The organism is Allohoeflea poritis (genome assembly GCF_027889715.1).
Taxonomy (GTDB): Bacteria; Pseudomonadota; Alphaproteobacteria; order Rhizobiales; family Rhizobiaceae; genus Hoeflea_A; species Hoeflea_A poritis.
This window is the reverse complement of the sequence record NZ_JAPJZH010000020.1, coordinates 29386-43680: the sequence shown is the minus strand read 5'-3', so window position 1 is coordinate 43680 and position 14295 is coordinate 29386. Positions and strand designations below refer to the sequence as shown.

Sequence of the window (14295 nt, the reverse complement as noted above, 5' to 3'; positions counted from 1 at the left end):
ATTCAATTGAATCAGTTATTTACTCATCGTCGCGTATCGCGATGAAGCGTATCTTCGCGCCGTCAAAAAACGGTGCGGTTGTGGTGTCACATGTGATGCCTGTAGATTTTGGATGTAACCACCAGGGAGCGGCATATCATGAACAACAAAGTGGCTTGGTCCATCGGCATTCTGATTGCGACGGCGACACCGTCCTTTGCCCAGCAATCCGGCCAGGCGGCCTTCGACGCCTGGCTGCAGAACTATCGCGACCTCGGCGCGACCGTCACCTATGATACGGCACATACCAGCGGCGATACGCTGACGGTCAACGGTCTGGACATCACCTTTCAGACGGCATTGTCGTTTCCCGATTCCGATGACGATGGCGACGATGCGTCCTTGCAGATCGATTTTTCCTGGAAAAGTTCGGAAGTCGTCAGCACGAACATGACTGCCGAAGGCAATCTGTTCAGCGTCGACAAGATGACGATTGCCGATGGCAGCCTCTTTACCGTGCGTCTCGATCCCGAGGATGAAGACGACGACATCGTCCTGGAGTCGCGCATGGACGGGTTTGAATTGATTGAAGGCACATGGCCGGCGCTGCCGAAACTGGCCGACGACCCGCAGCGGCCGTTCAGCCGCTGGCTCCCGCTGCTTCGAACGATCAAGGAAACATCCTTTGCCGAAGAGCGGGTCGGCCGGCTGACCTTCGACTTCAGCGGCGGCGACAGCATGGACGGCGCGAAAGTGTCGTCGGTCGTGGAGGATCTGGTCGTCAGAGGCATGCGTGACGGCCGGATGGCGGAATACAGCACCGGTCAGGTCAGCCAGGAAACGACGGTTCCGAGCGAAGACGGCGAGACCTACACCGAGACTACGACGATTGCGAGCACGTCGATGACCGGGCTGGACTACACGGCTTTGCTTGCGCTTTTCGATCCTCAGTCACGGGGAGCGGACGGCTATCAGCCCTTCATCGATTCAATGTCGAACAATGGCTACCGGGTCGAAAGCCCGTATTATGACGCAGCCGTCGATTTGAGTGGCTATGAGAATGTCAAATTGAGGGTGCCGGAAACCGACATTCTGGCGCTGCTGGACCGTCTCGCCACGTCCGGAGAGGAACCGGAAGCATCGACCATCGTTCTCGCCGTGATCGATCTCTACCGGTCGTTTTCGCTGGGGCGCGCCTTCGCCGATGGGATCACATTCGGGTTCGATGTCGATCCCGGAATCACGGGGTCCGGCGGTATAGGCGAGGTTGTCATCGCGAATCTGAGTTCGGACGGGCTTGAGGAGTTCTCAATTTCCTCGGTCGATCTCGACCTCGGAACCGAAGGGGCTTTCTCGCTCGGCAGGTTCTTCTTCGGCGATATCGAGTTCGCGCCATACGGGCCGATGAAGGAATTCGCATCCGAACTCGACAATATGGATGAACCCGATCCGCTCGTGGTATCGCGCATCTTCATGCCGCGCTCGATCGCCGCTGAAATCGCCGGCTTCGCGCTCAGCGGCGTCGTTCCTGAGGGCGATGTCAGTCTCGACCGTTTCCACGTGGATTTGAAGACCGTCGTGCCGCCGATCCCGACATCGGTCGAACTGTCGACCGAAGGCCTGGAACTGCCCGTTGCCGCCCTCGATGACCAGGAGGCCATCGATGTCCTGGAGGCGGCCGGCATCGACGTGTTGCGCCTGACCGAAAAGATCAGGATGCGCTGGGATGAAGACACGGAAGACCTGATCATCGAAAACCTCGTGGTCGAACTGGGCCAGGTCGGAAAGGTGCGCGCCAGCGCCCGGCTCGGCGGGCTGACGCGGACTGTTCTGGAAAATCCGGAGCAGTATCAGGCGCTGATCGCGACCTTGAACATCAAGTCGTTCGAGCTGGAGCTCGTCAATGAAGGTGGCGTCGAGACCGCGCTTGCCCTGATGGCCGAAGAATCGGATGTCAGTGAGGAACTGATGACAGAACTGCTTCTGGAGCAGCTCAGGCAGGGTCTGGCGATCATCGACAATGAAGACTTCAGCAACATGGTGATGGAAGCCGCGGAAGCGTTCTTCGACGATCCACGCAATCTGAGCCTGTCTATCGCGCCGGGACGTTCCATTCCCGTATCGCAGGTCGCCGCGAGCGTCATGACTGCGCCGCAGATGGTGCCCGATCTTCTGGGCGTCAGCGTCGAGGCGAACCGGTAGCAACCGGCAAACAAAACCCCGCCGCAAGCGGCGGGGTCAATCCCGTTTTCCGATCCGGTCCGGCCGTCAGGCAGACATGGCCTTCTGCAGGTTCTCGTCGACCTTGTCGAGGAAGCCGATGGTGGACAGCCAGGGCTGGTCCGGGCCGATGAGCAGCGCCAGGTCCTTGGTCATGTGACCGCCCTCGACGGTGGCGACGCAGACCTCTTCGAGCGTCCTGGCAAAGCGGGCAAGCTCGGCATTGTCGTCAAGCTTGGCCCGGTGGCTGAGGCCACGCGTCCAGGCGAAGATCGAGGCGATCGAGTTGGTCGATGTTTCCTCGCCCTTCTGATGCTGGCGGTAGTGACGGGTCACCGTGCCGTGCGCGGCTTCGGCCTCGACGGTCTTGCCGTCCGGCGTCATCAGCACCGAGGTCATCAGGCCGAGCGAGCCGAAACCCTGTGCCACGGTGTCGGACTGGACGTCGCCGTCATAATTCTTACAGGCCCAGACATAGCCGCCTGACCATTTCAGGTTGGCCGCGACCATGTCGTCGATCAGGCGGTGCTCATAGGTGATGCCCGCTTCCTTGAAGGCGTCTTCGAACTCGGCCTCGTAGATAGCCTGGAAGATGTCCTTGAAGCGGCCGTCATAGACCTTGAGGATCGTGTTCTTGGTGGAAAGATAGACCGGCACCTTGCGTTGCAGGCCGTAATTCAGGGACGCGCGGGCGAAATCCTCGATGGACTTGTCGAGGTTGTACATGCCCATCGCGATGCCGGCGCCGGGCGCGTCGAAAATCTCGTATTCCTGTTCCTTGCCGTCTTCGCCGACGAACTTCATGAACAGCTTGCCCTTGCCGGGGAACTTGAAATCGGTGGCGCGGTACTGGTCGCCGAAGGCATGACGGCCGACGATGACGGGCCGCGTCCAGCCGGGCACGAGGCGCGGCACGTTCTTGCAGATGATCGGTTCGCGGAAGATGACGCCGCCGAGAATGTTGCGGATCGTTCCGTTGGGCGAGCGCCACATGCTCTTGAGGTTGAATTCCTCGACGCGGGCCTCGTCCGGCGTGATGGTCGCGCATTTGACGCCGACGCCGTATTGCTTGATGGCGTTGGCCGCGTCGACGGTGATCTGGTCATCGGTCGCGTCGCGGCTTTCGATACCGAGGTCGTAATATTTCAGGTCGATGTCCAGATAGGGATGGATCAGCTTGTCCTTGATGAACTGCCAGATGATCCTGGTCATCTCGTCGCCGTCGAGCTCGACGACCGGGTTTTCGACCTTGATTTTTGCCATTAGAAAAGCCTCGTTACTGAAGAAATAAAGACCCCGACCACGGGAAAACCGTGTTGTTCGCGGCTCCTATACCATTGTGGTGCCGGAAGGCAAAGGCGCGGTCGCTCCTCAATTTGTATTAGGAGCTACCCGGCGGTGCCGATTGTGCTATCAGTGCGCTGGAAAAGCGGGAGAAGCGCATATGGAGTTCAGGTCGGCCACGTTCGAGGATGACATCCGGCACATCCATTATGTATCGGCCGGTGATGCGTCAAAACCGCTGATGCTGTGCCTGCACGGCTTTCCGGAATATTGGGGCGGCTGGCGCGACATCATGCCGTTCCTGGCGCAAACACACCATGTGGTGGCACCGGACCAGCGCGGTTTCGGCAAATCGTTCAAACCCGAAGGTGAGGACGCTTACCAGACGCGCCACCTGGTCGCCGACATGGCGGCGCTCGCCGATCATCTGTCGCCCGATACACCATTCGCTCTTTTCGGCCATGACTGGGGATCGGCGGTGGCCTATTCCTTTGCCTTCAGCCGCCCGGAACGCCTGAGCGCGTTGATCGTTGCGAACGGCGTGCATCCCCATTGTTTTCAGAAAGCGATCATCGAGGATCCGCAGCAGCGGGCGGCCAGCCAGTACATGACCTTCCTGCGCAGCGACCGCGCCGAGGCGGTCATGTGCGAGAACGATTTCGCGCGGACCATGAACATGATTTCCGGCTTTTCCGCCGCCGGCTGGATGAGTGAGGCAGTCAAGGCCGATTACCGTGCTGCCTGGAGCGGCGAGGGAACGATGCGGGCAATGCTCAACTGGTACCGGTCCTCGCCGGTGCTGGTGCCGCCAGTCGAACAGCCTGTCTCCGAACTGGAAGGGCGTGTTCCGGTCTATGCTATTCCGGCGGAAGCGTTGCGCGTGGAGGTCCCGCATCTGGTTGTTTGGGGCGATGCGGACGAGGCGCTGCGGCCGAGCTGCCTTGAAGGTCTCGACCGCTTTGCGGCCGATCTGACCATCGAGAAGGTTCCCGGTACCGGACACTGGATCCTGCATGAGCGCCCGCAGCAGGTTTCGCAAATCGCCGGGCAGTGGCTTGCCCGGCTCGAACGGAGGCCGTGATTGCGCCGATAAGGCCTTTCTTGCGCCATCGGGATATGTCAGTTACGCGAAACACAACAGAACAAGCCGGAACGGTTGATGGCAGGAACGGACAGACAAAGGGAACTGATGACCGGCGGACCGGCCGTGATTCTTGTCGAGCCGCAACTCGGCGAGAATATCGGCATGGTAGCGCGGGCGATGGCGAATTTCGGCCTTTCGGAGCTGCGCCTGGTCAATCCGCGCGACGGCTGGCCGAGCGAGACGGCGCGCGCCGCCGCCAGCAAGGCGGATCACGTGATCGACGGCGCGGCGGTGTTCGCAACGCTGGAAGAGGCGATCGCGGATCTCAATTTTGTCTTTGCGACGACGGCGCGCGCGCGCGACGGGTTCAAGCCGGTGCGCGGGCCGGTCGAGGCCGCCGCGACCTTGCACCGCCGCATCGGTATCGGCGAGAAATGCGGCGTCCTGTTCGGCCGCGAGCGCTGGGGCCTGAACAATGAGGAAGTCGGTCTGGCCGACGAGATCGTCACCTATCCCGTCAATCCGGCATTCGCGTCGCTGAATATTGCCCAGGCCGTCCTGCTGATGTCCTATGAATGGATGAAGACCGGGCTGGAAGACGGCCCGCAGACACCGTTCACCCACTCGGAAATGCAGCCGGCCAACAAGGCCGATCTTCAGGGCCTGTTCGATCACCTTGAAGATGCGCTGGAGGCGCGGGGTTATTTCCGTCCGCCGGACAAGAAGCCGAAGATGGTCGACAATCTGCGTGCCGTGCTGAGCAGGCAGGGCTTTTTCAAGCCCGAAATCCGATTGCTGCGCGGCGTCATTCGCTCGCTGGACCGTTTCAGCCGACAGGCGCCCAAAGGCAGCAGGTCGGTTGATCGGGACAGTTGTGATGCCGGTGCAGGCGAGGAGCTGGAGCGTTGAGCCGCGGGCCGGTCCTGCTGTTCGATTCCGGGATCGGGGGGCTGACTGTCCTGAGGGAAGCGCGGGTGCTGATGCCGGAGCGGCGTTTCGTCTATGTCGCGGACGATGACGGGTTTCCCTATGGCGTATGGGGCGAGGGCGATCTCACGGACCGTATCGTAAACCTGTTCGGGACATTGCTTTCGGAACATCAGCCGCAGCTGTGCGTCATTGCCTGCAATACCGCGTCGACACTGGTGCTTGAAGCGCTGCGGGCCGCCTATCCGGACATGCCTTTTGTCGGCACCGTGCCGGCCATCAAACCGGCGGCGGAGCGAACACGGTCGGGGCTGGTGAGCGTGCTGGCGACCCCCGGAACAGTTCGGCGGGCCTATACGCGCGATCTCATCCAGTCCTTCGCCGCGCAATGCCATGTGCGCCTGGTGGGCTCTGAATATCTGGCGGGGCTCGCCGAGGCCTATATTCGCGGCGATCCGGTCAAGCAGGATCTCATCCATGCCGAGATCGAACCCTGTTTTGTCGAGCAGGAGGCGCGCAAGACCGACATTGTTGTGCTTGCCTGCACCCATTATCCGTTTCTCGCCAACCAGTTCCGACGCCTGGCGCCGTGGCCGGTGGACTGGCTGGATCCGGCCGAGGCAATCGCCAAGCGGGCGCATTCGCTGCTGGCGCCGCAGCATGTCGTTTCGGACGAGCCGGATGTTGCGGTCTTCACATCCGACGAGCCCGATTTCGCCGTCAGGCGGCTGTTGAACGGCTTCGGGCTGACGCTTGCGCCGATGCGCCATTGACAAGGCGATCCTATTGTCATACATCCGCGCCGTCGCCGGGCGGAAACGCCTGGTTTTCAATACGTGTCCCGTGAATGGCCGCATGCCAAGCAGGCCATTCTGTCAGTCGGCAAAAACAGCCGGCAGAGGAGGGCGCGTTTCCTTCCACCGGTTTGGGAACAAACCGGCGAAACCGATTGAAAGGGAATGCGATGAGCAAGCGCGAATCTTCCAAGTACAAACTCGACCGCCGTATGGGCGAAAACATCTGGGGCCGCCCGAAGTCCCCGGTCAACCGCCGCGAATACGGCCCCGGCCAGCACGGCCAGCGCCGCAAGGGCAAGCTTTCCGACTTCGGCGTGCAGCTGCGCGCAAAGCAGAAGCTGAAAGGCTACTACGGCGATATCCGTGAAAAACAGTTCCGCAAGATCTACGAGGAAGCCAACCGCCGCAAGGGCGATACGCCGGAGAACCTGATCGGTCTTCTGGAATCGCGCCTCGACGCGGTCGTCTACCGCGCCAAGTTCGTGCCGACGATCTTCGCGGCACGCCAGTTCGTCAACCACGGCCATGTCATGGTGAACGGCGTCCGCACCAATATCCCGTCCTATCGCTGCAAGCCGGGCGATGTGATCGAGGTGCGCGAAAAATCCAAGCAGATGGTGCTGGTCCTGGAAGCCACGCAGCTCGCCGAGCGCGACGTTCCGGAATATATCGAAGCCGATCACAACAAGATGGTCGCGACCTATGTGCGCATCCCGACGCTGTCGGATGTGCCTTATCCGGTGCACATGGAACCGAACCTCGTCGTCGAATTCTATTCGCGCTAAACGCAAGCGCGTTGTTCAGACAGGAAGCCGCCGGCGCAAACCGGCGGCTTTTTTGTTTTCATGATCCTTGTATCGGGTTAGGAATGCAGCACATCACCGGAAAGCCGACATGAATGTCCACGATACAAGTCTGAAGAGGTCCGATCGCACGGATGCGGCTGAAGAACAGCCCGGCGATGCCTGCCATCCGATGTTCCGGGACGTTCCGTCCACGGTGGGCTTCAACAAGTTGCGCAAGCGCCTGCTGCGGCAGATGCGCCAGGCCATCGATGATTTCGGCATGGTTGCATCCGGCCGGACGCAACGCTGGCTGGTGGCGCTGTCGGGCGGCAAGGATTCCTACGGGCTGCTGGCGCTTTTGCTCGACCTGAAGTGGCGCGGCCTCCTGCCGGTCGACCTCATCGCCTGCAATCTCGACCAGGGGCAGCCGAATTTCCCCAAACATATCCTGCCGGAATTCCTGGAGCGTAACGGCGTTGCCCACCGGATCGAATATCAGGACACCTATTCGATCGTTACCGACAAGCTTTCGGAGAACAGCACCTATTGTTCGCTGTGCTCGCGGCTGCGGCGCGGTCATCTTTACCGCATTGCGCGCGAGGAAGATTGCGATGCGCTGGTCCTCGGCCATCACCGCGAGGATATCCTCGAGACGTTCTTCATGAACCTTTTTCATGGCGGACGCCTGGCGGCCATGCCGCCGAAGCTGCTCAATGACGAGGGCGATGTGTTGGTGCTGCGACCGCTCGCCTATTGCGCCGAGGATGACCTGGCGAAATTCGCCGATTCCATGGCGTTCCCGATCATCCCCTGCGACCTTTGCGGATCGCAGGACGGCCTGCAGCGCAATGCCATGAAGGTGATGATCGCCGATATCGAGCGGCGCATGCCGGGACGCAAGGAGACGATGATCCGCGCACTCACAAATGTGCGCCCGTCACATCTGCTCGACCGGAAGATCTTCGATTTTCTCGGTCTCGACGAACAGGCTGAAAAGACCAAATGACATTTTCGGACTCGGACATTCCAGCGCTGACCGCTCTCTTGAGGCGGGCCGGCGAAGAAGAGATCATGCCGCGCTTTGCCGGTATCGGCGGTGCCGAGATCAAGCAGAAACAGGCGCCATGGGATGTGGTGACCGAGGCGGATACGGCGGCGGAGGTTCACATAGCGGCCGCACTGTCGGAGCGCTATCCGGGTGCCCTGATCGTCGGTGAGGAGGCGGTGGCCGACAACCCCGCCATCATGAACGGACTGGCGGATGCGGAACTGGCATTTGTCATCGACCCGATCGACGGGACGTTCAATTTCGCGTCCGGCATGCCGGCTTTCGGAACCATCCTTGCGGTTGTGGCCGGCGGTGCGTGCATTGCCGGCATGATCCACTATCCGGTAAGCGGCGAGACGACGATCGGCGTTGCCGGCGCAGGCAGCCGCATTGTCGGCGAAAACGGGGCCGAGCAGGTCGCGCGCGTGTCGGAGCCCGTTCCGCTCGACCAGATGGTGGGTACGGTGTCCTGGGGTTTCCTGGACGAGCCGCTCCGCGGCCGCGTCGCCGGAGCGATGTCGAAAATCGGCATGTCCTTCGCCTTTCGCTGCTCGGCCTGGGAGTACCGGCTCGCCGCGACGGGCAGGGTGCACTTCATCAGTGCCCAGAACCTGATGCCTTGGGATCACCTCGCCGGCGTGCTGATCCATGCCGAGGCGGGCGGGTATACGGCGTGTCTCGATGGGTCGCCTTACCGGCCGGGCAAGACCGATGGTGGCCTGATCACCACAACTGACCCGGAGAGCTGGGCGCTGATCCGCCGTGAGATATTCGGGATGTAGTCTAAGCTGAGGCTTCAGCGCGGACGAAAAGCCGGCCCTTTTCGGTCCATACGATGATACCGAAAGCCGTCCAGCCAAACACCGCATAGCCTGCCGCGAGCGGTATGAGCGTGCCGTCGAATGCCTGTCCGACGAGAGCGCCGAGCACCGCGCCGCCGGTGAAGCTGATCACGCCCATCACCGACGATGCCGTTCCGGCGATATGGCCAAGCGGCTCCATGGCGAGCGCGTTGAAATTGGGTGGCACCAGTCCGAATGCGCCGGCGATCGCGGCAAGTATCAGATAGGCCAGCAGGAAGGGTGGCGTTCCGAAAAGGCATATGATGAGCAGGAGCGTGCCGAGCGCAGCAAACGCGATGAGGGCGCTGTGCGAGATCAGCCGCATGCCGACCCGGCGCACCAGGGAGCCGTTGGTGAAATTCAGCACGGCCATGATGCCGGCGTTCAGAGCGAAAGCGAAGGCAAACCAATGGCCGAGGTCGTAGACCGACTGAAAGATTTGCTGCGCCGAGACGACGAAAGCGAACAGCCCGCCGAAACAGAGCGTCGAGGCCAGCGTGTAGCCCATGGCGAGCCGGTTGGAGATCACCTCGCGGAAAGCATTGCCGATCGCCGCGAAGGACAGCGGCAGGCGCTCTTCCTCCGGAAGCGTTTCGCGGATGCGCAGGCCGCTCCAGACCGCAAGGCCCAGGCCGGCAACGCCCAGAAAGACGAAGATCCACTGCCAGGATGCGACGCCGACAATGGCCTGACCGATGGCCGGCGCGACGATCGGCACGATCATGAAAACGGTGAAGGTGTAGGACATGACCCGCGCCATGTCGCGCCCGCCGAAGCAGTCCCGCACCATGGCGTTGACGATGATGCGCACGGCTGCCGCGCAGATGCCCTGCGCCAGCCTAAGCAGCAGCAGTGTCGTGAAACTGCCGGCAAACGCGTCGGCAACGGCCGCGACGGCATAAAGCAGGATTGCCGGAATCAGGACGATCTTGCGCCCGAAACGGTCGGAAACCGGTCCGAAGAGGATTTGAGCGACACCGAATCCGAGCATGAAGACGGTTATCACCGCCTGCCTGTCATTTTCGTCGGTAATTGCGAAACTTTCGCCGATCAGCGGCAGTGCCGGCAGCATGATATCGATCGACAGGGCAACAATCGAACTGAGCGCGGCGAGCAGGACAATGAATTCGAGAAAGCCGACGCCGGCCCGCTCGACCCGTTCCATGCCGAATGTCGCATCAGACGATTGTCGGCCCGGTTGGGGCTCGCTTCTCGTGTCCATCTTGCTGCCTTTGGTTCTGCACGTCTTATGGCCGCGGGAGGGCCGGTGCTATCCGCCTGGTGGTCAAACGGATGTCGTTTGCTCGGGTCGGCCAGGCGGTAAATGCAATTCAGGGCTGAAATCCTGACGGCCCGCGTATCTGGCCTATCGTGAATTCGTGCGATTGGCAATACGGTAGAAATACAGCGCCGCCGACGAACGCGATCTGCCGGCGGCCTTAAAGGAAGCGGTGCTAGCCGGTATAGCCGGCGAGGTTGCCGTTGATCACGTAGTCGAGGATGTGGACGATCTGATCGGGCGTTTCGACCACGGCGAATGCCGCCGCGTCGACTTCCTTCAGCGCATGCTGATGGTCGGGACCATGCATGACGATCAGCGGTTTGCCCAGCGCTGCGGCGTAGCCGGCATCGAAGGCAGCGTTCCACTGTTTGTATTTGTCGCCGAAGCGGACAACAACGACATCGGCGTCGCCGATCAGCGTGCGTGTCCGGATCGCGTTGACGCTGGCGCCCTTGTAGTCGTGCCAGAACTTGTCCGGTTCCTCGCCGAGGATCGTGACGCCGCAATCGTCGGAGGCTTCATGGTGCGTCACCGGCGCGCTGAAGCTGACCGGCAGGCCAGCCGATTTTACGCCGGCCTCGATTTGTTCGCGCCAGTCGGTATGGATCTCGCCGGAAAGATAAACGTTCCAGTTGCGCATCAGGCGGCGCCTTTGACCGTGATACCCTTCTCGGTCAGGTGCCCCTGAAGCTCTTCGGCCTGGAACATTTCGCGGATGATGTCGCAGCCGCCGACGAACTCGCCCTTGACATAGAGCTGCGGGATGGTCGGCCAGTTGGAATAATCCTTGATGCCCTGGCGAAGATCGTCATCGGCGAGCACGTTGATGCCCTTGTATTCGACACCGAGGTAATCGAGGATCTGGACCACCTGGCCCGAGAAACCGCACTGCGGAAAGGCAGGCGTGCCTTTCATGAAAAGCACGACGTCGGCGTTCTTGACCTCGTTGTCGATGAATTCGTTGATGGCTGTCATGGGTTGTTCCTTGTCTCTACCGGGGAAAAGGCCCGGAGGTTGCCTAGGCCCGTAAATAACTCCGACAGCGGCGGATTTCCAGCCCCCGGGCGGATCGAGCCCAGGTAAATCGGTGACAGCGGGCGATCATACCTGAGAACAACAAAAAACCGCGGACATGCCGCGGTTCTTTGAAGGATATCTTGCCGAACTCAGAAGTTCAGACATTTGTCCAGCAGGGCGGCATCCGGATATTTGGCATCAGGGCCGAATTCCGCGTAGCAGGCGGCCGTCCAGGCATAGGCCGTGTTGTCGAACGGCTTGGCGGCGGGCTGCGCGTTCGACTGGATCTTCATCGGGCCGGCGGCGGCCATGCCGGCGCGGCGGGGACCGTCGGCATTGGCGGCGGAAAGCGAAGCGACGGAGACGGCGGCTGCGATTGCAAGGACGGTCGGATTGGCGAATTTCATTTTGTCTCTCCTTGGTGTTGTCGCCCCCTTCAACGGGAGCGTCGCCACACTAGGAAAGACCGCCTGAACCAAATTCGAACGGGTTGTTCAGGAGGCGTTCACCGGCTCACTCGGGCGCGCTGGTCTGCAGTGCGAGGGCGTGCAGGGCATCGCCCATATTGCCCTGCAGTGCCTTGTAGACCATCTGGTGCTGTTGCACCCTGGTCTTGCCGCGAAAGCTCTCGGACACCACCTCGGCGGCATAGTGGTCGCCGTCTCCGGCAAGGTCACGGATCGTCACCTGCGCATCCGGAATGGCGGTCTTGATCATCTCTTCGATATCTCCGGCGCTCATCGGCATGGCATTCTCCCCGTATTTGTTGTTTTCTCGCTTCGCTCGGTCAGCCTTCACCTGCCTGCGCGGCCGTTCCGTCCATATAGTCAGGAAACCACGATTCATGGGCGGTGCGCAATTCCTCTACTGATATGGAAAGCAGGTCGCCCATCGTCAATCGGTCGCCGCCGACAGTGCCCAGCCGGCGGAACGGAACTCCGGCGCCCTCGGCGTTGATGCAGATGAAATTGGCAAGTTCGGACGAAACCGTCACCACGTAACGGGCCTGGTCTTCACCGAAGAGCTGTGCGTGTGCCGGCCCGATCTCGCTGTCGATATCCAGTTTCATGCCTTTGCCGCTGGCAATCGCCATTTCGGCCAGGCAGAGCGCCAGGCCGCCGTCGGAAATGTCATGGCAGGCGGTGAACTGACCGTTGCGGATAGCCGATCGCACGACCTTGCCGTTGCGCCGCTCCACGTAGAGATCGACCGCCGGCGGCGGGCCATCAGCCTGGCCAAGGCAATCGCGCATATAGGCCGATTGTCCGAGATGCGTTCCGTCACCGCCCAGCAGGATGACGACATCGCCGTCATTCGCGCCGCCAATCGTCGCCATTTTCGACCAGTCCGAGATGAGCCCGACACCGGCGATGGTCGGGGTCGGCAGGATCGCTTCGCCATTGGTCTCGTTGTAGAGCGACACATTGCCCGAGACGATCGGAAAGCCGAGCATCGAGCAGGCCTCGCCGATGCCTTCGATGGCCTTGACGAGCTGGCCCATGATTTCCGGGCGCTCGGGATTGCCGAAATTGAGGTTGTCGGTGGCAGCCAGCGGTTCCGCGCCGGTGGCGGTCAGGTTGCGCCAGCACTCGGCCACGGCCTGTTTTCCGCCCTCGAATGGATCGGCCTCGCAATAGCGCGGTGTCACATCGGAGGAAAAGGCGAGCGCCTTGGACGGATGACCGTCGACGCGCACGACACCGGCGTCGCCGCCGGGGATTTGCAGGCTGTTGCCCTGGATCAGCGTATCGTATTGCTCAAAGACCCAGCGCCGCGACGCATTGTTGGCCGAGCCGACGAGCGACAGCAGGGCTGCACCGTAGTCCTCCGGTTCGTCGATCTGATCGGCCGGAAGCGGCGAATAGAGCCCGGTTTCGCGCCAGGGGCGGTCATATTCGGGTGCCTCGTCGCCGAGTTCCTTGATCGGAAGATTGGCGACCTCATCGCCCTGATGGACGATGCGGAAGCGCAGATCGTCCGTCGTCTTGCCGACAATGGCGAAATCCAGCCCCCATTTGTGGAAGATGGCCTCGGCCTCGGCTTCCTTTTCGGGACGCAGGACCATGAGCATGCGCTCCTGGCTTTCCGACAGCATCATTTCGTAGGCGCTCATGTTCTCTTCGCGAACCGGCACCTTGTCGAGGTCGAGTTCAACGCCGAGGCTGCCCTTTGCGCCCATTTCCACGGCCGAACAGGTCAGGCCCGCTGCGCCCATATCCTGGATGGCGATGACGGCGCCGGTCTGCATCAGTTCCAGGCATGCTTCCAGCAGGCATTTTTCGGTGAACGGATCGCCGACCTGGACGGTCGGGCGCTTCTCTTCGATCGATTCGTCGAACTCCGCCGACGCCATGGTCGCGCCGCCCACACCGTCACGGCCGGTCTTGGCGCCGAGATAGACGACCGGCAGCCCGACGCCCTTGGCCTCTGAGTAGAAGATCGCATCGGTATCCGCGAGGCCCGCGGCAAAGGCGTTGACGAGACAGTTGCCATTGTAGCGTGCGTCGAACTCGACTTCGCCGCCGACCGTCGGCACGCCGAAGGAGTTTCCGTAGCCGCCGACGCCGGCGACGACGCCGGCCACCAGATGATGGGTCTTGGGGTGATCCGGCTCGCCGAAACGCAGAGCGTTCATGGTGGCGATCGGCCGCGCACCCATGGTGAAGACGTCGCGCAGGATGCCGCCGACGCCGGTCGCCGCGCCCTGATAGGGTTCGATATAGGAGGGGTGGTTGTGGCTCTCCATCTTGAAGACCACGCACTGACCATCGCCGATATCGACAACACCGGCGTTCTCGCCCGGACCCTGGATGACCTGCGGGCCGTCCGTCGGCAGGGTGCGCAGCCATTTCTTCGAGGATTTGTACGAGCAATGCTCGTTCCACATGGCGGAAAATATGCCGAGTTCGGTAAAGGTCGGCTCGCGGCCGATCAGCTCCAGAATGCGCTCATACTCGTCCGGTTTGAGACCATGCGCTTCGATGAGGTCCGGGGTGATCTGTATTTCGTTGGGGATGGTCATTTTGACTG

Annotated in this window: 14 protein-coding genes; 7 read left to right on the top strand and 7 right to left on the bottom strand. The window is 61.4% G+C overall.

Features of this window, described 5'->3' with window-relative positions:
* Positions 1–138: 138 nt before the first annotated feature.
* The gene (locus OOZ53_RS22945) at positions 139–2181 is read left to right on the top strand and encodes a hypothetical protein (protein WP_271092092.1); all 2043 of its coding nucleotides are present in this window, start codon (positions 139–141) and stop codon (positions 2179–2181) included.
* Between the two features lie 66 nt (positions 2182–2247).
* Here the strand turns inward: OOZ53_RS22945 and OOZ53_RS22940 are convergent, their stop codons facing one another.
* Positions 2248–3462, bottom strand: coding sequence for an NADP-dependent isocitrate dehydrogenase (locus tag OOZ53_RS22940; protein ID WP_271092091.1), 1215 nt, complete (start codon positions 3460–3462; stop codon positions 2248–2250).
* 181 nt (positions 3463–3643) lie between these two features.
* Between OOZ53_RS22940 and OOZ53_RS22935 the strand changes: the two genes are divergently transcribed.
* From OOZ53_RS22935 to OOZ53_RS22910, 6 genes are all read left to right on the top strand, one after another.
* Positions 3644–4564: an alpha/beta fold hydrolase gene (locus OOZ53_RS22935; RefSeq protein ID WP_271092090.1), complete on the top strand. Its 921-nt coding sequence runs from the start codon at positions 3644–3646 to the stop codon at positions 4562–4564.
* A gap of 78 nt (positions 4565–4642) precedes the next feature.
* Complete coding sequence (locus tag OOZ53_RS22930; RefSeq protein ID WP_271092089.1) at positions 4643–5476, top strand: RNA methyltransferase; 834 nt, start codon at positions 4643–4645, stop codon at positions 5474–5476.
* Positions 5473–6267 carry a glutamate racemase gene (gene murI / locus OOZ53_RS22925; protein ID WP_271092088.1) on the top strand — a complete coding sequence of 265 codons (795 nt, stop codon included), beginning with the start codon at positions 5473–5475 and terminating at the stop codon, positions 6265–6267. Before OOZ53_RS22930 ends, murI begins: the two co-directional genes overlap by 4 nt.
* A gap of 191 nt (positions 6268–6458) precedes the next feature.
* On the top strand, positions 6459–7076 hold the full coding sequence (gene rpsD, locus OOZ53_RS22920) for a 30S ribosomal protein S4 (RefSeq protein WP_271092087.1): 618 nt from the start codon (positions 6459–6461) through the stop codon (positions 7074–7076).
* A 190-nt stretch (positions 7077–7266) separates the two neighbouring features.
* Positions 7267–8082 (top strand): tRNA 2-thiocytidine(32) synthetase TtcA, encoded by an 816-nt coding sequence (ttcA, locus tag OOZ53_RS22915; RefSeq protein ID WP_271092132.1) that lies wholly within the window; start codon positions 7267–7269, stop codon positions 8080–8082.
* On the top strand, positions 8079–8906 hold the full coding sequence (locus OOZ53_RS22910; RefSeq protein WP_271092086.1) for an inositol monophosphatase family protein: 828 nt from the start codon (positions 8079–8081) through the stop codon (positions 8904–8906). The genes ttcA and OOZ53_RS22910 overlap by 4 nt, the downstream gene beginning before the upstream one ends.
* Before the next feature lies 1 nt (position 8907).
* Here OOZ53_RS22910 and OOZ53_RS22905 read toward each other — a convergent pair whose 3' ends face one another.
* From OOZ53_RS22905 to purL, 6 genes are all read right to left on the bottom strand, one after another.
* Positions 8908–10131 carry a multidrug effflux MFS transporter gene (locus tag OOZ53_RS22905; protein ID WP_425499221.1) on the bottom strand — a complete coding sequence of 408 codons (1224 nt, stop codon included), beginning with the start codon at positions 10129–10131 and terminating at the stop codon, positions 8908–8910.
* 289 nt (positions 10132–10420) lie between these two features.
* Positions 10421–10888 (bottom strand): YtoQ family protein, encoded by a 468-nt coding sequence (locus OOZ53_RS22900; RefSeq protein WP_271092084.1) that lies wholly within the window; start codon positions 10886–10888, stop codon positions 10421–10423.
* The gene (gene grxD, locus OOZ53_RS22895; RefSeq protein WP_271092083.1) at positions 10888–11223 is read right to left on the bottom strand and encodes a Grx4 family monothiol glutaredoxin; all 336 of its coding nucleotides are present in this window, start codon (positions 11221–11223) and stop codon (positions 10888–10890) included. Before grxD ends, OOZ53_RS22900 begins: the two co-directional genes overlap by 1 nt.
* A 191-nt stretch (positions 11224–11414) precedes the next feature.
* Positions 11415–11672, bottom strand: a complete 258-nt coding sequence (locus OOZ53_RS22890; protein WP_271092082.1) for a hypothetical protein — start codon at positions 11670–11672, stop codon at positions 11415–11417.
* Positions 11673–11778: 106 nt separating this feature from the next.
* Entirely contained in the window at positions 11779–12012 is a 234-nt protein-coding gene (locus tag OOZ53_RS22885) for a BolA family protein (protein ID WP_271092081.1), read from the bottom strand.
* 40 nt (positions 12013–12052) lie between these two features.
* Positions 12053–14287, bottom strand: a complete 2235-nt coding sequence (gene purL, locus OOZ53_RS22880; RefSeq protein WP_271092080.1) for a phosphoribosylformylglycinamidine synthase subunit PurL — start codon at positions 14285–14287, stop codon at positions 12053–12055.
* Between the last annotated feature and the right edge of the window lie 8 nt (positions 14288–14295).

Coding starts and splice junctions, on each gene's coding strand:
- OOZ53_RS22935 (WP_271092090.1), top strand. CDS start 3,644: ATGGAGTTCAGGTCGGCCACGTTCGAGGATGACATCCGGCACATCCAT.
- OOZ53_RS22910 (WP_271092086.1), top strand. CDS start 8,079: ATGACATTTTCGGACTCGGACATTCCAGCGCTGACCGCTCTCTTGAGG.
- OOZ53_RS22940 (WP_271092091.1), bottom strand. CDS start 3,462: ATGGCAAAAATCAAGGTCGAAAACCCGGTCGTCGAGCTCGACGGCGAC.
- OOZ53_RS22930 (WP_271092089.1), top strand. CDS start 4,643: ATGGCAGGAACGGACAGACAAAGGGAACTGATGACCGGCGGACCGGCC.
- rpsD (WP_271092087.1), top strand. CDS start 6,459: ATGAGCAAGCGCGAATCTTCCAAGTACAAACTCGACCGCCGTATGGGC.
- purL (WP_271092080.1), bottom strand. CDS start 14,287: ATGACCATCCCCAACGAAATACAGATCACCCCGGACCTCATCGAAGCG.
- OOZ53_RS22890 (WP_271092082.1), bottom strand. CDS start 11,672: ATGAAATTCGCCAATCCGACCGTCCTTGCAATCGCAGCCGCCGTCTCC.
- ttcA (WP_271092132.1), top strand. CDS start 7,267: ATGTTCCGGGACGTTCCGTCCACGGTGGGCTTCAACAAGTTGCGCAAG.
- OOZ53_RS22900 (WP_271092084.1), bottom strand. CDS start 10,888: ATGCGCAACTGGAACGTTTATCTTTCCGGCGAGATCCATACCGACTGG.
- OOZ53_RS22945 (WP_271092092.1), top strand. CDS start 139: ATGAACAACAAAGTGGCTTGGTCCATCGGCATTCTGATTGCGACGGCG.
- OOZ53_RS22905 (WP_425499221.1), bottom strand. CDS start 10,131: ATGGAACGGGTCGAGCGGGCCGGCGTCGGCTTTCTCGAATTCATTGTC.
- grxD (WP_271092083.1), bottom strand. CDS start 11,223: ATGACAGCCATCAACGAATTCATCGACAACGAGGTCAAGAACGCCGAC.
- OOZ53_RS22885 (WP_271092081.1), bottom strand. CDS start 12,012: ATGCCGATGAGCGCCGGAGATATCGAAGAGATGATCAAGACCGCCATT.